Annotated in this window: 19 protein-coding genes and 1 tRNA gene; 13 read left to right on the forward strand and 7 right to left on the reverse strand. The window is 65.4% G+C overall.

The genetic code is table 11. The features are described 5' to 3' along the window. The 3 genes from VGV37_RS16990 to VGV37_RS17000 all read left to right on the forward strand — a co-directional run. Nucleotides 1-952, forward strand: a 952-nt coding sequence (locus tag VGV37_RS16990; RefSeq protein ID WP_326880896.1) for a TonB C-terminal domain-containing protein, incomplete at its 5' end; no start/stop codon positions are given. 74 nt (nucleotides 953-1,026) lie between these two features. Beyond that, nucleotides 1,027-1,731, forward strand: coding sequence for a hypothetical protein (locus tag VGV37_RS16995; RefSeq protein WP_326880897.1), 705 nt, complete (start codon nucleotides 1,027-1,029; stop codon nucleotides 1,729-1,731). A 292-nt stretch (nucleotides 1,732-2,023) separates the two neighbouring features. Continuing rightward, a complete protein-coding gene (locus VGV37_RS17000) occupies nucleotides 2,024-2,350 on the forward strand; it encodes a TonB family protein (RefSeq protein ID WP_326880898.1) in 327 nt (108 codons plus the stop codon). A 147-nt stretch (nucleotides 2,351-2,497) separates the two neighbouring features. On the opposite strand, the gene VGV37_RS17005 is transcribed toward VGV37_RS17000, so the two are convergent. Next, nucleotides 2,498-4,189: a methyl-accepting chemotaxis protein gene (locus VGV37_RS17005; protein ID WP_326880899.1), complete on the reverse strand. Its 1,692-nt coding sequence runs from the start codon at nucleotides 4,187-4,189 to the stop codon at nucleotides 2,498-2,500. 295 nt (nucleotides 4,190-4,484) lie between these two features. Between VGV37_RS17005 and VGV37_RS17010 the strand changes: the two genes are divergently transcribed. Further along, on the forward strand, nucleotides 4,485-4,946 hold the full coding sequence (locus VGV37_RS17010) for a MarR family transcriptional regulator (RefSeq protein ID WP_326880900.1): 462 nt from the start codon (nucleotides 4,485-4,487) through the stop codon (nucleotides 4,944-4,946). Next, the gene (locus VGV37_RS17015; RefSeq protein WP_326880901.1) at nucleotides 4,943-6,484 is read left to right on the forward strand and encodes an MDR family MFS transporter; all 1,542 of its coding nucleotides are present in this window, start codon (nucleotides 4,943-4,945) and stop codon (nucleotides 6,482-6,484) included. Before VGV37_RS17010 ends, VGV37_RS17015 begins: the two co-directional genes overlap by 4 nt. Here VGV37_RS17015 and VGV37_RS17020 read toward each other — a convergent pair whose 3' ends face one another. Beyond that, complete coding sequence (locus VGV37_RS17020) at nucleotides 6,485-7,099, reverse strand: MarR family transcriptional regulator (protein WP_326880902.1); 615 nt, start codon at nucleotides 7,097-7,099, stop codon at nucleotides 6,485-6,487. It lies immediately after the preceding gene. A gap of 38 nt (nucleotides 7,100-7,137) precedes the next feature. Between VGV37_RS17020 and VGV37_RS17025 the strand changes: the two genes are divergently transcribed. Next, nucleotides 7,138-8,010, forward strand: a complete 873-nt coding sequence (locus VGV37_RS17025; RefSeq protein ID WP_326880903.1) for a TauD/TfdA family dioxygenase — start codon at nucleotides 7,138-7,140, stop codon at nucleotides 8,008-8,010. 2 nt (nucleotides 8,011-8,012) lie between these two features. Next, nucleotides 8,013-8,534 carry a cysteine hydrolase family protein gene (locus tag VGV37_RS17030; protein WP_326880904.1) on the forward strand — a complete coding sequence of 174 codons (522 nt, stop codon included), beginning with the start codon at nucleotides 8,013-8,015 and terminating at the stop codon, nucleotides 8,532-8,534. Nucleotides 8,535-8,547: 13 nt separating this feature from the next. On the opposite strand, the gene VGV37_RS17035 is transcribed toward VGV37_RS17030, so the two are convergent. After that, nucleotides 8,548-10,119, reverse strand: coding sequence for a peptide ABC transporter substrate-binding protein (locus VGV37_RS17035; RefSeq protein ID WP_326880905.1), 1,572 nt, complete (start codon nucleotides 10,117-10,119; stop codon nucleotides 8,548-8,550). 103 nt (nucleotides 10,120-10,222) lie between these two features. Next, nucleotides 10,223-11,401, reverse strand: coding sequence for a pyridoxal-phosphate-dependent aminotransferase family protein (locus VGV37_RS17040; protein WP_326880906.1), 1,179 nt, complete (start codon nucleotides 11,399-11,401; stop codon nucleotides 10,223-10,225). A 116-nt stretch (nucleotides 11,402-11,517) separates the two neighbouring features. Here VGV37_RS17040 and VGV37_RS17045 point away from each other — a divergent pair, with 116 nt between their 5' ends. Continuing rightward, on the forward strand, nucleotides 11,518-12,225 hold the full coding sequence (locus tag VGV37_RS17045) for a GntR family transcriptional regulator (protein WP_326880907.1): 708 nt from the start codon (nucleotides 11,518-11,520) through the stop codon (nucleotides 12,223-12,225). A 9-nt stretch (nucleotides 12,226-12,234) separates the two neighbouring features. Here the strand turns inward: VGV37_RS17045 and VGV37_RS17050 are convergent, their stop codons facing one another. Beyond that, nucleotides 12,235-13,125 carry a DUF3108 domain-containing protein gene (locus tag VGV37_RS17050; RefSeq protein WP_326880908.1) on the reverse strand — a complete coding sequence of 297 codons (891 nt, stop codon included), beginning with the start codon at nucleotides 13,123-13,125 and terminating at the stop codon, nucleotides 12,235-12,237. Nucleotides 13,126-13,262: 137 nt separating this feature from the next. On the opposite strand from VGV37_RS17050, the gene VGV37_RS17055 reads away from it, so the two are divergent. Both VGV37_RS17055 and VGV37_RS17060 read left to right on the forward strand, forming a co-directional pair. After that, nucleotides 13,263-13,338, forward strand: a tRNA-Val gene (locus VGV37_RS17055). Nucleotides 13,339-13,585: 247 nt separating this feature from the next. Beyond that, a complete protein-coding gene (locus VGV37_RS17060) occupies nucleotides 13,586-14,410 on the forward strand; it encodes a hypothetical protein (protein WP_326880909.1) in 825 nt (274 codons plus the stop codon). Here VGV37_RS17060 and VGV37_RS17065 read toward each other — a convergent pair. Continuing rightward, nucleotides 14,308-15,108, reverse strand: a complete 801-nt coding sequence (locus tag VGV37_RS17065) for a hypothetical protein (protein WP_326880910.1) — start codon at nucleotides 15,106-15,108, stop codon at nucleotides 14,308-14,310. The two genes, VGV37_RS17060 and VGV37_RS17065, sit on opposite strands and share 103 nt — an antisense overlap. A 242-nt stretch (nucleotides 15,109-15,350) precedes the next feature. Here VGV37_RS17065 and VGV37_RS17070 point away from each other — a divergent pair, with 242 nt between their 5' ends. Both VGV37_RS17070 and mscL read left to right on the forward strand, forming a co-directional pair. After that, nucleotides 15,351-15,920, forward strand: a complete 570-nt coding sequence (locus tag VGV37_RS17070; RefSeq protein ID WP_326880911.1) for a tetratricopeptide repeat protein — start codon at nucleotides 15,351-15,353, stop codon at nucleotides 15,918-15,920. A 58-nt stretch (nucleotides 15,921-15,978) separates the two neighbouring features. Further along, nucleotides 15,979-16,398, forward strand: coding sequence for a large conductance mechanosensitive channel protein MscL (gene mscL / locus VGV37_RS17075; protein WP_326880912.1), 420 nt, complete (start codon nucleotides 15,979-15,981; stop codon nucleotides 16,396-16,398). A gap of 7 nt (nucleotides 16,399-16,405) precedes the next feature. Here mscL and VGV37_RS17080 read toward each other — a convergent pair whose 3' ends face one another. Further along, nucleotides 16,406-16,810, reverse strand: coding sequence for a hypothetical protein (locus VGV37_RS17080; RefSeq protein ID WP_326880913.1), 405 nt, complete (start codon nucleotides 16,808-16,810; stop codon nucleotides 16,406-16,408). A gap of 274 nt (nucleotides 16,811-17,084) precedes the next feature. Between VGV37_RS17080 and groES the strand changes: the two genes are divergently transcribed. Next, nucleotides 17,085-17,375 carry a co-chaperone GroES gene (groES, locus tag VGV37_RS17085; RefSeq protein ID WP_326880914.1) on the forward strand — a complete coding sequence of 97 codons (291 nt, stop codon included), beginning with the start codon at nucleotides 17,085-17,087 and terminating at the stop codon, nucleotides 17,373-17,375.

The following is a 17,375-nucleotide window of genomic DNA, read 5'->3' on the forward strand; positions in this document are numbered from 1 at the left end:
CCTGTTCCATGTCGTGCTCGTGCTGCTGCTGATCTTCGCCGGTGGGCGTAGCGGCAGCCGCGGGCCGGGCCAGCCGATCCCGGTCCAGCTGGTCCTGATGCCACCGCAGGACATGCCGATCTCGCCGCCTCCGCCGCCCCCACCACCGCCTCCCCCACCTCCGCCGCCACCACCACCCCAGGCGAAATCGCCGCCACCGCCGCCGCCTCCCCCGCCACCGGGCCGCCTCGCGTCGGCCGACATGGGACAGGTGAAGGGCGACGAGCAGGCGAAAACCAAGGCGGACGACCAGGCGGCCGGCGAACGGAAGGACAAGCAGGGCGCCGCCGGTCCGGAAGCCGGCCAGACCGAGCCGGACAAGCAGCAGAGCGACGCTGGCGCCACCAAGCCCGACCAGACGGAAAAGAAAGAGAGCGAGGCGCCGGAACAGGAGTCGCCAAAGGACGCGCGCGACCAGATCGCGGCCGCCGGCGCCGTGCCGCCGCCCCCGCCAAAACCCGCACCGCCGACCGACGCGCTGAAGGGTCCGGAACCGAAACCGGCGCCCCATCCGCAACTGAAGCTGGGCGGCAGCCTTGCGCAGACCGTTCATCCGGAGGCGCCAGCCCACGTGGAATCGAAGGCGGCGAAAGTCCCCGGTCCGAACGCGACCCAGGACGAATACGTCAGCTATCTGAACGACGTCATGAACGAGCACGTCTATGGCCTGCCGAACTCGGTGCAGGTCCAGGGCCATGGGCTGATGCTGGTCGAGGTCCTGATCCGACGGAACGGCGTCATCGTCTGGGCTACGATCCGGCAAACCTCGGGCAATCCCTCGCTCGACGCGCAAGTGAGGGGCGCCATCGAGTCGATCGGTCGCTTTGCGCCCATCCCTGCCTATATACAAGAACGGGATACGATCTCGGTGACCAAGTCGCTGATCTTCCCGAGGCCAGCCGAGTTACGGTAACGAAGAGGCGCTGCAACCGTTCGTTAGGAGCTTTCGACTTATCGTCGTCCGTTCCCCATTGACGAGACGAAGCCATGACCAAGGACGCGTCCGCCGGCGTCGCCGGTGCCGGCATCAGCATTCCCGATCAGATCGCCGCCGTCGCGCGTACGCCGGGCGCGACCGGCGGCCATGAATTCGCCTCTCTCTTGGCCCAGGTCGCGGGCGAGAGCGGGTTCAAGCCCCATGCCGTCAACAAACAGACCGGCGCCGCCGGCCCGTTCCAGTTCGTCAAGAACACCTGGCTGTCGCTGATGAAGGAGCATGGGCAGGCAATGGGCGTGAAGCCGGGCCTGCTGGCCCAGATCAAGACCGGGGCGAACGGCCGTCCCACCATCGCCGACCCACAGGCGCTGAAAGAAGTGCTCGACCTGCGCCACGACATCAGCCTGTCGGCCAAGATGGCGGCGAAATACCTGGACGAGAACAAGACCCACCTGTCCCGTATCCTGCACCGGGAAGCGAACGAGGCCGAAGTGCAGATCTCGTTCCTGCTGGGGGCGAGCGGGGCGGCGCACCTGATCAAGGCGGCCGGAAGCAATCCCGACATGCCGGTCGACCAGGTCGTGCCCAAGGCGGTTGCGGCGAACCGCAGCCTGTTCCACGACCACCAGGGCCAGACGATGACCGCCGGCGAAGCGGTCGCCCATCTGGCCGCCCGCTATCGCGCGGACAAGGCCAAATTCGCGGCCTATACCAATCCGGCGGCAAACCCGACCGTCAGCAAGATCGACGCATGACTGGTCCGGATTTATCGAGAATTTTATCTAAATTATAATAATAATCGATCGATATCGAGACGAAAATACCCATTTCGAAGCATACGAAGATTTATGCATTGGCCGCGTTTTTGCGGGAACTTGAAAACCACTTGTAAATAATTAGGGCGCTAAGGTTGGGGCGATCAAGCGTTCCCCCTGGACTGAAACGACGGGAGCGCATCGAACCGCCTCACTCGGTCATTCAGCCGGCCATCCTCTGGGAAACCGACACGCCATGCACATGACAGCCAATGCGCTCCGCGCTTCGTTCTTGACGCTTGTTCTCGCCACCGTCGCCGGCACGGCCATCGCGGCCGTCGAAGCGCCGGCGGATTATGTCGGCAAGGTCAACGAGATGATCCACAAGTCGGTCGTCTATCCGCGCCTCGCCAAGATGCGCGAGCAGGAAGGCACCGTCGCCCTCGCGGTCAAGATCGACGGCGCCGGCGCTGCCGCCGATGCCGCAATCGAAACCTCGTCGGGCAATGCGACCCTGGACAATGCCGCCGTCGAAGCGGCCAAGAATGCCGCCCCCTTCCCGGCCCCGCCGGGCGGCGACGCGCTGGTTCACCTGAAGATCGCCTTCTCGCTCAAGTAAGAACCTTTCGCCGAAGAACCTTCGCTCGACCAAAGCAAACGGCGCGGAAGATCACTCTTCCGCGCCGCTTTCCTTCGTGCCGAGCAATGCGCCCGCAATGATCCCCTCTCCGGCGAACGACGGGAGAGGATCAAGCGGCTTTCGGCGTCACGCCGCCCGGATCTGGTCCAGGAAGCGGGTGATTTCCTGGCGCAGGATGTCCGACTGGCGGCCCAGTTCGCCCGCGGCATTCAGCACTTCGCCGGCAGCCGCACCCGTCTCGCCGGCGCCGGCGCTGACGCGGCTGATGTTGGCGGACACGTTGCTGGTGCCGCTCGCCGCCTCGACCGTGTTCTGCTTGATGCCCTGGGTCGTGGCACCCTGCTCCTCGACCGCCGCCGAGATCATGGTCGAGATGTCGCTGATCTCCGCGATCGTCCCGCCGATGTGGCTAATCGCCCCGACCGCCTCTTGCGTGGCTTTCTGGATCTCGCCGATCTGCTGGGCGATGTCGTCGGTCGCACTCGCCGTCTGGGCCGCGAGATTGCGGACCTCGGACGCCACGACGGCGAAGCCCTTGCCGGCCTCGCCAGCGCGCGCCGCCTCGATTGTGGCGTTGAGCGCCAGCAGCTTGGTCTGCGCCGCGATATGGCCGATCAGTTGCATGACGTCGCCGATCTTCTGGGCGGCGCCGACCAGGCCCTGGATGGTCTGGTTGGTGCGATTGGCCTCCTCGACCGCCTTGCGGGCGATCTGGCTCGACAGGTCGACCTGGCGGCTGATCTCGCTGACCGACGAGGCGAGTTCGCCGGTGGCGCTCGCCACGCTTTCGACGTTGGCTGATGCCTGCTGGGCGGCCTGATCGACCGCGTCGGCCTGGTGGCTGGTCTCGGTCGCCGTCTGCGACATGGTCTGCGACGCGGTGCGCATGCGTCCGGCGGCAGATGACAGGGCGGAAATCTCGCGCTCGATCGCCTGGGCAAATTCGGCGATATGGCCGTCCATCCGGACCTGCCGCGCTTCCTTGGCGGTCTTTTCCCGGGTCTGCTCGGTCGACAGCAACTCGGCCTTTTCCATGTTGTCGCGGAATACGCCGATGGCGCGCACCATCATGCCGACCTCATCGGTCCGCTCGGCTCCGTCGAGCTTTACCGTCAGGTCGTGCTGCGACAGGCGGCCCATGATGCCGACGATCCTGAGGATCGGCATCAGCACGGCGGCCTCGAAGAAATAGGTGCCGAAGATACAGAGCAGCAGCGCCACGCCGACAGCGGTTCCCAGCACCCATTCGGTCGAGTTCGCCGTGCTTTCGGCCGCAGTGGCCCCTTGGTCGCCGTAGCGCACGTTGAGTTCGACGAGGCCGTTCAGCGTCGTGCGCACATTGTCGAACGCCTTGCCGCCATGATCGCGATAGGCTGCGACCGTCTTCTCGTCGTCGTTCTTGCGCGACGCCGCGTTCAACTCGCCGCTGGCGGCCGCGTAATCGTCCCAGGCCGTGGAAAATTGCTGATAGGCAGCCTTTTCGTCGGCGGTCTTCAGCAAGGATTCGACCGAGGCCCGCAGTTGCTTCATGTCGGTGAGCGCAGCGCTCTCGGCGGTTTCGATCGCGTCCATCTGCTTTGCGTCGACCGCCAGCACATGTTCGGCCTCGAGAATCCGGTGTCTCTGGAACGTGTCGGTCATCTTGCCCAGAAGCTGGGTCGTCGGCAGGATGTTGACCCGCATATTCGCGGTCGCCGACGCGATATCGCCCAAGCGAAGTACCGCCAAAACAGCCATGACTGTCAGGACGACGAACAAAGACCCGAACACCATTCTGACTTTGTACTTAATCGTCAGACTGGAAATGACATTGCTCATGCCGCTTTCCTTGAAGTTACTGCAACTACGAGGGTTTTTATCAAAAACGCGCGATAACGTCAGTCGAACCCCATGACAACGCCGTTACTATACACAGCGGTCAAGAATTGGCCATACGTTTCGCTTGCAACTTTATGCCCGAAACAGCAAGACCAGCGATAGAATCTTGCGACATAGCAGGTCGAATGATCCCAATTGCGATCCGTCGCCCTTCGACGGACAGCGCGTCCCGCTTGAATGATAGTTTCAGCTACCTAACTATCTATGGACGGGCGCCGCCGGGAGCGAAAATTTCATGCCGAACTCCGTGGAAAATTCACGAGAGGCGACGATCCTGGCCGAGACATTGGGACCCGCCTTGTTGCAACTGGTACGGCAATTCCGCGCCGGCATCCATGCGGCCGGCCTCTCGCCCTCCCAGGCCATGGTGCTGAAACGGCTCCACGAACATCCGGGCCTGGGCGTCGGCGAACTGGCCGCCGCGGAGCGTCTGCGCCGTCCGACGATCAGCAGCCATATCAAGGAACTGGAAGCGGCCGGCCTGGTCGAACGCCTGCCGCCCCACGCGGACGATCGCCGCCGGGTCGGGTTCAAGATCACGCCCGCAGGCCGGGTCCTGCTGGAGACCGTCAAGGCGCGCTGGACCGAATGGCTGGCCCACCGCCTGGACGAGCTGCCTGCGCCGGGGCGCCGCGCCCTGGCCGATGCCCTACCCCATCTCGGCGCCATGAGCGCCCATACGGAACCGACCCCATGACCGCCGTGCCGTCCAAAACCGCGCCGAACGCCGGCGTTCCCGCCAACATCCGCACCGTACTGACCGGCCTGATGCTGGTGCTGACCTTGGGGGCGCTCGACCAGAACATCGTGGCGACAGCGCTGCCGCGCATCGTCGGCGATCTGGGCGATGCGTCGCGCCTGTCCTGGATCATCACGGCCTACGTGCTCGCCTCGACCATCACCATGCCGCTCTATGGCAAGCTCAGCGACCAGTACGGTCGCAAGCCGCTGCTATATGCGGCGATCGCGATCTTCCTGGGCGGATCGATGCTGGCTGCCCTGGCCCAGACCATGACTCAGCTGATCCTGTTCCGCGCGGTCCAGGGGCTGGGTGCCGGCGGGCTGCTGCCGCTGGCCCAGATCACGATCGGCGACCTGGTCAGCCCGCGCGAGCGCGGACGCTACCAGGGCCTGTTCGGCGCCGTCTTCGCCGGCTGCAGCGTCGGCGGGCCGGTGCTGGGCGGGGCGATCACCGATGCGCTGTCTTGGCACTGGATCTTCTACGTCAACCTGCCGGTCGGCGCCGCGGCGATCGGCTTCATCGCCATCGGCCTCGGCCGCCCGGTCGCGCGCGTCCAGCACCGGATCGACTATGCCGGCGCGGCGCTCATCGCGCTCGGCACCAGCGGCCTGCTGCTGGCGCTCAGCCTGGGCGGCACGACCTACGGCTGGACTTCGCCCGAAATCATCGGCGCTGCCCTGGTGGCCCTGCTCAGCATCCCGCTGTTCCTGTTCCAGGAGCGCCGCTCGGCGGAGCCGGTGCTGCCGCTGCATCTATTCGGCAACCGGACCGTCGCGGTGTCCTGGGGCGTGCTGACCTTGACCTTTACCGGCATGAGTGCCGCGACCGTGTTCTTTCCGCTGTTCTTCCAGCTGGTGCTGGGCGTGGCACCCACTCATTCCGGCCTGCTGACCGGACCGTTGATGCTGGGCGTCATCACCGCCTCGGTCGGCGGCGGCCGGATCGTCAGCCGCACCGGCAAGTACAAGCGGTTGCCCGTGATCGGGCTCGCCGCTGCGACCCTCGCGTTCCTGGGCCTCGGCTGGGGCGCCATGGCGGGCCAGGGGATCGCGCTCATCGAGCCGCTGCTCATCGTGCTCGGCCTGGGGCTTGGCTTTGTCATGCCGACCATGACGGTGGCGCTGCAGAATGCCGTCCAGCCGCGGGACATGGGTTCGGCCACGGGCACGTCCGCCTTCTTCCGTTCGCTGGGCGCCGTCATCGGGGTGGCGCTGTCGGGGGGCATCCTCGGGGTGCGGCTGAAGGCCCTGCTGGCGGCGAGCGACCTCGCCGGCCAGCTCGACCCGGCGAGCCTGCTGTCGGCCGGCGTTCAGCAAATCGGCCAGATGCCCGCGGCGACGAGAGAGGCCGTCACCGGCTTCTATCGCACGGCGATCGCGTCCACCTTCCTGTTCGGCGGGATCATCGCTGCCCTCGCCTTCCTGCTCGTGCTGTTCCTGCCGGAACTTCCGCTGAGGACGACCATCGTCCGTGCCGAGCCCCAGGCAGACTGATCAGTTCTCGTCCATTCCGGCCGGACCGAGGTTGATGCGCATCTGGCTCAGCACGCGTCGGAAACAGGCGATGTCCGCCGCGGCCACCCCGGCCAGCGCCGTCTCGTTGACCTCCCTGGCATAGGGCAGCAGCTGCTCGCGCAGGGCACGGCCTTCGTCGGTCAGATAGATGTTGACCTTGCGCTTATCGGTCGTGTTGCGCACGCGGCGCACCAGGTTGCGCTCTTCCATGTTGCGCAGCGCCGTCGCCGTGGTCGGCTCCATCATTTCGATCCGCTGGCTCAGTTCGCGCTGGGTCAGGCCATCTTCTTCCCACAGGATCCGCAGGAAATACCACATTCCGATCGTGACGCCGCGCGGCGCGATCTCTTTTTGCACGGCGCGGGCAAAAGAACGATGCGTCATTCGCAGCAAATAGCCGGTACTTTCTTCGAGCGAAAACGAATAGGGCGGCTTTTTATCGTCCATTACCAGCAGCTTTCCCGGTCGATAGAGTTGAGCCTGCGTTCTCGGCGGGTCTGTATTTGCCCTATCGATGCGATACCCGAATGTCCGCAGGGATGCCAGCACCGTCTGCGGTCGACGGGTTGCGATCGCCCGGCGAAGGGTCCACATTCCCCCTTCCGATGCCGCAACTAGGGTCTGGTGCCTCGATGGTCGCCCCATTCGAAATTCGCCCCTTCAATGAAATCCTCGGCGCCGAAGTCCTCGGTTTCGACATGCGCGTGCCGCTCGACGATGCCGACTTCGACACCGTCAGCAAGGCGTTCGACCGCCACTCGGTCCTGGTGTTTCGAAATCAGCAGCGATTGGACCCGGCCTCCCATATCGCCTTCAGCAGGCGCTTCGGCCCGCTCGAAATCCATGTGCAGCGGAAATTCCTGCTCGAAGGCCATCCGGAACTGCTGATCGTGTCGAACGAGTTCCGCGACGGCGAGCCGATCGGCCTGGTCGATGCCGGCAAATACTGGCATTCGGACCTGTCCTACAAACAGGAGCCCAGCATGGGCTCGCTGCTGCATTCGCGCACGCTGCCGCCCGAGGGCGGCGACACGCTGTTCGCCACCCAGCACGCGGCCTACGACGCCCTGCCGGCCGCGATGCAGGCGAAGCTCGACCGACTGACCGCCGAGCACAGCTACCTCGCCCGCAACGAGGCCCAGCGCGCCAAGAGCGCGCTCCGGCCCGACCTGACCGACGAACAGAAGCAGACGGTGCTGCCGACGATCCATCCGGTCGTGCGCGTCCATCCCGGCACCGGCCGCAAGGCGCTGTTCGTGAGCGAGGGCTTCACGACCCATATCGTGGAGCTGCCCGAGGACGAGAGCCGCGACCTGCTGGCCGAGATCTACGCCCACCAGACCCAGCCCCCCTTCATCTACCGGCATCATTGGGCCGATGGCGACCTGGTCATGTGGGACAATCGCGCCGTCATGCATCTCGCAACCGGCTGTCCGCCCGACATGGCGCGCACGCTCTACCGCACCACGATCCGCGGCCCGGTGCCGGTCGGGCCGGTGGCCTGACCATGGCGACGGCCCTCGTGATCATCGACGTGCAGGAAGCAATGTTCCTGCAGCCGACCCCGCCGCATCACGGCCCGGCCGTGGTGAGCCGCATCGCCAACCTGCTCGCCCGGGCCCGGGCCGACAAGGTGCCGGTCTATTTCGTCCGGCACGACGGTGGGCCCAACGACGATTTCGAACGGGGCACGCCAAGCTGGCAGATCCACGCGCCGATCGCACCCCTCGCGGGCGAGCCGATCGTCGAGAAGCGGTATCCGAGCGCCTTCCACGAGACGGGCTTCGACGAGTTGCTGAAGCGCGACGGCATCGACCGCCTGGTGATCTGCGGCATGCAGACCGAATATTGCGTCGATTCGACCTGCCGCGCCGCCTTCGGGCTCGGCTACAAGATCGTGCTGGTGTCGGACGCGCACACGACGTTCGACAGTCCGGTCCTATCGTCCGGCCAGATCCGCTCCCACCATAACCAGACACTCGGCGGCAGCTTCGTCGAGTGCGTGCCGACGCTGGAGGTTGCGTTCTAGCGCCCCTCGATCGTCAGTCCTCGAGCGACAGCCAGCGGCTTTCGGGATATTCGTCGTCGTCGACCCAGCCTTTGAGGTGGGGACCGACCGCCATGATGACCGAGTTGAAATAGCTGGGGATGCCGGGCACGTCGTCCGAAATGAGGCGTTCGGCGCGTTCATAGAGGCTGCGGCGCCGATCGTCGTCGACCGTGCCCGCCGCTTCCTTCAGCAGCGCGTCGACCGCTCCGTTGGAATACTGGAAATAGTTGCCGTACGCACCGGATCCAAAGCGCGACAGGAATAGGGCGGGATCGCGCAATTCCTCGGCCCAGCCCAACACGACCATCTGGTCGTCACCGCGCTTGACCCGCTGCAGATAGACCTGGAATTCCTCCGCCTGCATCGTGGTCTCGACGCCGAGCGCCGCCTTCCACATCTGCGACGCTGCCAACACTTCGGCCCTCACATCCTCGTTCGTCGGATAGTTGACGGTGAGCCTGAACGGGTGTTCGGGACCATAGCCAGCCTCGGCATAGAGCTTGCGCGCGAGCGCCGTGCGCTCCTCCATCGTCATCTCGGCGTAGAAGACCTTTTGCGGCGTGTAGCCCGTCACCGTCGGCGGAACCCAGTCGAAGGCGACCTGCTGGCCGCGCGGCTGGAGCTTATGGACGATGACGCCGGCATCGTAGGTCAAGGCCAGCGCCTGGCGCAGCGGCTTGCTTTCGGCCAGCGGACCCGAGGCCATGTTGAACGCGAAATTGTGGATCCGGTTGCCGAGCCCGAAATGCAGCACCGCCGGCCGGGTGGAGCGGATCATCGCGAGATCGCGGGTGGGCACTCCGGCATAGTCCAACTCGCCGGCGAGGAAGCGTTTCAGGGCGACCTCGTCATTGTCGGCCAGGACGTGATCCACTGCGTCGAGCTGAATCGAAGCCCGATCCCAGTAGGTCTCGCTGCGGGCGAGCAGGATCTCGCCATGAGGTGTCCAGGATTTGAGGACGAAGGGGCCGTTGGAAACCATGTGCCCGGGCTGGGTCCAACCTCCTGCCCATTTCTCGATCGTCGCGCGATGGACCGGAAAGGAATCGCGCAGCGCGCAATGCTCCAGAAACAGAGGCGACGGCGCACCGGTCACCACGCGCAACGTGTGCGCATCGAGCGCTTCGACGCCCAGCTTCGCGAGATCCGGGATTTTGCCGGCGACGATTTCAGGGCCGTTGATCAGGTCGAGGGACGCATGGAGCCCATAGGCGGCGGTCGCCGGATCCACGTCGCGCCGCCACGTATACACGAAATCCTCCGCCGTCACCGGGTCGCCATTGGACCAGCGGGCATCGGGCCTCAGATGGAAGATATAGGTGATGCCATCGGATGCACGCTCCCAGCGCTCGGCAACGCCGGGAATGACCTGGCCACGGGGATCGAGCCGGACCAATCCCTCGAACAGGTCGGTCTCGACCGTGCCGCCGACGCCGCTGGAGGTTTTAGGCGGATCCAGGCTGTCCGGTTCGGCCTCGATGGGACGATGGAGCACATGGTCGGCACGGGCGGGAACGGGAAGAAGGATCAGCAAGGCTGCGAACAGGCGAACGCGTCGACCCATGGTTCCGTCAACTCCGGCAATCAACCTGTCGGAGAAGATGGCACGGTCTGGCGGCACAACCTAGCCGCTATTGCCTCGCGGCGTCCTGGCCGCCCGTTCGGGCTTATGCGCCGATGAGGCTTTCCTTCAGGTAACCGAGCGCCGCGGCGATGCCGCCGGCCTGATGAGGCACGTTGCCGAGCGCCAGGCCCATCTCGACCCCCGCCAGGGTGCCGGCCAGCATCAGGTCGTTGAAATGCCCCAGATGGCCGATGCGGAAGATCCTGCCCTTGAGCTTGCCCAACCCTTGGCCCAGCGACATGTCGAGCTTGGCCAGGATCACCTCGCGCAGTTGGTCGGCATCATGCCCGTCAGGCATCAGCACGCCGGTCAGCACCGGCGACTGCTCCGCCTCGTTGACCGCCAGCACTTCCAGCCCCCAGGCGCGTACGGCGCGTCGCGTCGCCTCGCCGTGGCGGCGGTGCCGCGCGAAGACGTGCTCGAGCCCTTCTTCCTGCAGCATCTTCAACGCCTCGCGCAGGCCGTAGAGCAAGGTAGTCGCCGGTGTGTAGGGGAAGAAGCCCTGGGCATTGGGCGCCAGCATCTCGTCCCAGCGCCAGTAGGAACGCGGGAGCTTGCCTTGCCTGGACGCGGCCAACGCCTTGTCCGAAATCGCGTTGAAGCTGAGGCCCGGCGGCAGCATCAGGCCTTTCTGCGAGCCCGATACGGTGACGTCGACGCCCCATTCCTCGTGGCGATAATCGACCGAGCCCAGGGACGAAATGGTATCGACCATCAGCAACGCCGGATGGGATGCCCGGTCGATCGCCCGGCGCACGGCCGCGATGTCGCTGGTGACCCCGGTCGAGGTCTCGTTATGCACCACCATCACGGCCTTGAAGCGATGGCCCTTGTCCTCGGCGAGGCGCGCCTCGATCTCCGCGGCATCGACGCCGCGGCGCCAGTCGGTCGCGAAGAACTCGACCTCGATGCCCAACTTCTCGGCCATCGCCTTCCACAGCGAGGCGAAATGGCCGGTCTCGACCATCAGTACCGTATCGCCGGGCGACAGCGTATTGACGATCGCCGCTTCCCACGCGCCGGTGCCGGACGCCGGATAGATGACGACGGGACCCGAGGTCTTGAACACCGTGCGGCAGCCGGCCAGCACCTCGCGCCCGAGCGCCTGGAATTCCGGACCGCGATGGTCGAGCACCGGCATGTCCATGGCGCGCAGCACGCGGTCGGGCACGGTGCTGGGTCCTGGAATCTGGAGGAAATGTCGGCCGGTGTGGAGGGTCATGATAGCGGTCCCGATTGCATGCAATCCTGATCGCACTGTTTCATGACCATAAACACCCTGCAAGCGAGCATTCCCGTTTGCATGCAATTTTGCGCCGCAACGAGCGTCGTGCTAGCATGCGATCCATGAACGAGATGGTGCCCCCCCTTTCCCTCGATCTCCCGATCCCGACCCTGCACGACGGGCTGCTGGGCCGTCTGCGCGACATGATCATCGAGGGCGAACTGCCGCCGGGTACGCGGCTGCGGGAGCGGGAGCTGACCGAATGGCTGGGCGTGTCGCGCACGCCGCTGCGCGAGGCGCTCAAGGTCCTGGCGGCGGAGCGGCTGATCGAGCTGACGCCCAATCGCGGCGCACGGATCGCCAGCCTCGGCGAGGCCGAGATCCGTCACATGTTCGAGTTGATGGGTGCGCTCGAAGCCCTGGCCGGCCGGTTGGCCGCGGCCCGGGCGTCGGAGGCGGATCTACTGGAATTGCGGTCGATGCACCTGCAGATGTGCGCGCACTATGTCCGGCGCGATCTTCCGGCCTATTTCCGGCTGAACCAGGCGATCCACCGCCGGATCGTGGCCGCCGCCGGCAACCCGCTGCTGGCCCAATCCTACGACCAACTGGCCGGACGCATCCGGCGCCCGCGTTTCCTGGCCAGCCAATGGAGTCCGGAACGCTGGGCGCACGCGATCGAAGAGCATGAGGCGATCATGCTGGCCCTGACGGCGCGCGACGGCGCGTTGCTGTCGCGGCTGCTCGAAGACCATCTCGCCCATAAGGCGGAAGCGATCCTGACGCATATCGCGGCCGCACCGATTGACGCGGCCGTCTGATCCTATCGTCTATCTGACCGGCTCGTCGTGCGCGGGAACGGCAGCCGACTGCGGTTTCTGCATCGGCGCCCCGCGCACCTCGGCGCCGTGGCGCGCGATCGTCAGCCGGGCATGCATCACGCCGAGTCGCCCCTTGAAAATGATCTCGACCGGGACCGGCGGCTCGTTCGGCAGGACCGGCGCCAACCAGAATTCCGCATCGTTGCCGGACAGGTATTTGGTCGGATCCGTCGAATATCCGCCGATACGCACCAGATCGAGGTGGCAATGCTGCGCTGGACCGGCATAGAAGCCCTCGCCTTCCGGCGCGACGATCTCCCGGCCGCGATCGGTGAACTTGAGATCGAACCGGCGGCGCCCGTCGAAGATCCTGATCAGATGCTCGCAGCTCTCGCCCCGGCCGAGCGTGCCGGCAAAATCGAGCAGGGCCGCGAGAATATCCCGCGTTCCGGGAATCGAGTCGGGCGGGATCGGCGTCAGTTCCTCGCCGTCGCTGCCGGGCTTCGGTTCGGCGGTCCAACTCGTCGGTCCCTGGGCACCGTAGCGGATCTGCGCCCGCCGCTCGCCCTCGTTGCCGTCGGAATGGCTGACGAAAACCTCCGGCTGAGGTTCGCCGCCGGGCAACAGGCGCCCCTGGCTCGACGAGACGACGTAGCCGCTGCCGAGCAGGCTCAACATGCCGCGCGTGCGTCCGGAAAAATCGAGCACGTAGCGGTCGTTCGCCGTCCTGACGCCCAGCTCGAAACTCATGATGGTCAGGCCGCCCAGGCTGAGATCGTAGGACAGGTCCATGGGCGTCGCGTCCTCGGCCCAGGACGGGGCAGTCGCCAGCCCGGCCGCCATGAGCAGGCCGGCGCCGGTCCGTCCCCAGGCCATCCTCCCCAGTCCCATCAGCCCCATGCGGCAACCTCCCTGCGCACCTCGGCGCCCGCCCGGTCCATTCCGCGCCTGCGGACCTGCCCCGCATCCCGGCGCGCGCCATCGATGCTTGACACAGACGGCGCCCGCCGCCTAAAACCCGCAACCGTCGCGAGGATGGGCGCGTAGCTCAGCGGTAGTAGCACTTGCTTCACACGCAAGGGGTCACAGGTTCAAATCCTGTCGCGCCCACCATCCTCGCCGCTCCCTTCCTTCCAGTCCATCCGACGCTGCAGGCGTAAGTGCCTGTCGATGCCGCCGTTTCGCTTCGGCAGCGATGAGACCGGCCTTCGACCAAGCCGAACCCTCGAATTCTAAACGCCCGATACCTCTCTGAGATCCAGGCCGCTCCAGGTTGCTTGGATGTCGAACTCCCTCGGCTCGCGGGCATTTCAGCGCGCACGATCCTCCAGGTTGCTTTTCGGCAGATGAGGATCTTGCCATGCCCCGCGATATCGTTACAGCACCCGTCCGTTTTACCGAAGAACTTCGCGTTCATCACGGTCCCAAGCGTGAGATCGGTCGCTTCCTCCTGCAAGGAGATCGCGCACTGAACGAGCTTGGCCTAAAGCTCTACCTCTCCCATGACTTGCGAAGACTGTTCAAGGTCAATCGCCGGCACTTGGACAGCTGGGCACCATTGATGCCGGTTTTCGATCCGGTGCAAAGCGATATTCAAGCACACCATGCCTTCATGTTCGAGCTGCATGACGCCAAGGGAGAAATTGTCGCGACCCAGGTTTCGCGCCTGCTCGATCTGGAGGCGACGACGCTCGCGGCCGAGCTGGAACATCTGCGGCTGTTCTACCGCGATCCCGCCAGCCAGGCCGGCCCTTCGGAGCGAATCGAGGTCACTGCTCCCAAGGCGTCCGACATCACCGGGCGCGTGGCCCTGTCCGGTGGCCTGTGGTATCGACCGGACTGGCGCGGCAAAGGACTGTCCTGGATCCTGCCGCGCATGACCCGGACCCTGGCGCTTACCAATTGGGACCCGGACCATGTAATCTCGTTCGTCGAGCAAGGTCCGGTCGATCACGGCATTCTGGTCTCGTACGGGCTGCCGGACAGCGAACCCTGGATCCGGATCCGCGACAGCTACCGGCCCGTCGTCGACCTGCTGTTGACCTGGCGACACAAGACAGACCTGACGGCCGACGTCGCGGTCTATCTGGCCGACCTCAGCAAGCGTCGCGAGCGGGTATGCGAGGTGCCGGACACCCAGTACTCGCCAGAGCTGGTGCGCCAGGGCAGCAGAAGGCGTTCGTAGCGCGAGATGAGCGGCGGTCCGTTCGGCGGCCTGATCACGGCCTCGACCAGATCCAGGCGGGCCGCCGCCTCCTGCACGACCTCGTAGTAGGGCTTGGCCGACCATTGAGCGAACTTGCTGTCCGGTTGATCGGACAGGTCCCGGCCGATCAGCCGCGCGCTCTCGCTGGGCGAATAGCACAGGATGTTGTTCGGCCAGGCGCGGATGATCGCCTGGTCCCGCCCCTTGAGGCTGACCAGCAGATGGCCGCCCTCGAACGCGCCCACGCGCCGCAGCGGCTCGAAGTTGGACGGCAGGCGCCCATGGCTGCGGAACCAGCTCTGGAATGCCTCCGCCATCCGCCGCCGCTTGCCGTGGCGCAGCCGGCCGAGATCGAGCGTCTCGAGGATGTAGCTTTCGCGAGGATGTTCGCCCGGCGTGGTTCCACGCAGGAAATCGAGCCGCGCGATGATGTCGTTGATGTTGTGCAGCACTTCGGCCGGCTCGCCCTCGCCTTCGTGCTCGATCACCAGCCGCACGATCCGATGCTCGAGCACCAGGCGCACGACCTGCTCGAAACAGGCCTTGGTGAAGAGATCGGCGCGCAGCTTGAGGCGAGCCCCGTTCGTCTCCGGCTTGAACCAGACGAAGCCCAGGTTGCGTATCGCATAATTCGAAAGATCGAAATCGGCGCGGGCATAGTCCAGGTGCCACCGCAACTCGCTTGGACGTGCGTCCAGGAGCTGCCCTGTATCGGAGACGAAAACGCCCGACTTGAACATTGACCGGCAAACCCGCAGCAGAAAGTTCTAATGTTTTTATATCGCACGAATCGGGAACGGCGCGGAACAACAAACGCCGGCCGTGAAGCCTCGGCAGGACCGCCGACCAACGGCTTCGCGCTGGACAGCGGGATGCCGGCGGGTTGAAGATCGGGCCAATGGGCAACAAAAGGGCCCCGATGACCGACGATCGCTACGCTTCCGTCCTGACACTCGTCCGCTGCCTGGCCGGCGCCGCCCCGCTCGATACCCGGGACGCGGTCTTGCACGAGGCCTTCGCGCAATTGCATCAGACCGCTTCGTCGATCGAGGCCGAAAGGCTCGATCGGCTGATCTGGCAACGCTGGGGCGATGCCGGCAATCGCGCGGCCCGCCGTTCGCTGATCGACGCGTCGAAGGCGCTGGCGCTGGGCGACGCCGAGACGGCGCTCGACCTCGTGAACCGGGCGATCGCCGACGACGCGGGCTTCGCCGAAGCGTGGAACCGGCGGGCGACGATCCTGTTCATGACCGGCCGCCACGACCGCTCGATCGCCGACATCGAGCGGGTGCTGGTGCTGGAGCCTCGGCACTACGGCGCCCTCGCCGGCCTCGGCCAGATCCTGATGCACGCCGAGGAGACGGAAGGCGCATTGATCGCGTTCGAAGCGGCCCTGGCGATCAATCCTCACCTGGAGGGCATCCGGCGGATGATCGGCAAGCTGCGCCCGGTTGCCCGCAGAACGCCCCATCTCGACCCACCGCCGTGAACCGGCAGGGCATCCGCCAAATTCGCCAAAAGTCATCGACAATGGAAAGGTCTGCGGCATGCTGAACGAATTCAAGAAATTCGCGGTCCGGGGCAACGTGATCGACCTCGCCGTCGGCATCATCATCGGCACCGCCTTCACCGCGATCGTCAATTCGCTGGTGAACGACCTGCTGATGCCGCCGCTGGGCCTCGCCATCGGCGGCATCGATTTCTCGGACTTCTTCGTGACCATCAAGGGCGGCGGCCATGAGTCGCTGGCCGCAGCGAAGGCGGCCGGCGACGTCACGATCAATTACGGCCTGTTCCTGAATTCGATCATCAAGTTCGTCATCGTCGCCTTCGCGGTCTTCCTGCTGGTCCGGCAACTGAACAAGCTCGCCGGCCCGAAAGACGCGGCCCCGCCGCCCCCGCCCCGGAGCGAATTGCTGCTGGAAGAGATCCGCGACCTGCTGAAACAACGCCCGGGTCCGGTCTGAGGCGCGATCAGTTCGGCGCCTGCAGCTGCAGGCGGTTGAGTTCCTGCTGGGTCGCGAACGCATTGGCACCGGCACCCCGCGGCAGCGGACCCGTTCGGTTCGCGAGATCGCGCTGATGGGCCCGCAACTGTGTCTGGTAGAGCGCCCGCTTCTGCTGATCGACTGGATCGTTCGCGGCCGGCGCTGTCGGAAAGAGGCCGGGCTGGACCACGGGCCTGTCATAGACCGGCGGCGGCGCCAGCCGCGCGACAGGTGGTCCCGGCCGGATCGCCGGTGCGGCAATCGCAGTCGAGGCACCCGGCATGCTCATGCCCAAAGTCGGCAGCCAGACGGACCCGGCCTGGTCCGCGTGGGCGGATCCGGCGAGGTCCATAAGGCCGAGCAGGCAGAGGAACACGGTTCTCATGCCCATCAAATGGGAGCGCCCTCGGGCCGAACCACCCCAAAAGCGTCACACGAACTGGCTATGGAACACGATATAACGCGGGCCGTCCGGTCGAACCCGTGTTAGAAGACGCGCCGCCTGCGGCCTCGGCCCGGCAGTCCCCCGTGCTCGTAAATTCGACCGGCTTCGGCCTTGACAGGGCAGGACCCGATCCGTATTTGCCTAGCACTCATCGGTGGAGAGTGCTAACAGTGCGCTTCGCCGAGATCATTCTTATTTCAGCTATCCCAAGGAGCGACCCATGAAATTCCGTCCGCTGCACGACCGCGTTGTGGTCAAGCGTATCGAGCAGGAAGGCAAGTCCAAGGGCGGTATCATCATCCCCGATACGGCCAAGGAAAAGCCGCAAGAAGGTGAAGTGATCGCGGTTGGCCCCGGCGCCCGCGACGAGCAGGGCAAGATCCAGGCGCTCGACGTCAAGGTCGGCGACCGCGTTCTGTTCGGCAAGTGGTCGGGCACCGAGATCAAGATCGACGATGTCGATTATCTCGTGATGAAAGAGTCGGACATCGTGGGCGTGATCGCGGCCTGA

Origin of the sequence: Aliidongia sp., assembly GCF_035943795.1 — a bacterium.
Taxonomy (GTDB): Bacteria; Pseudomonadota; Alphaproteobacteria; order ATCC43930; family CGMCC-115725; genus Aliidongia.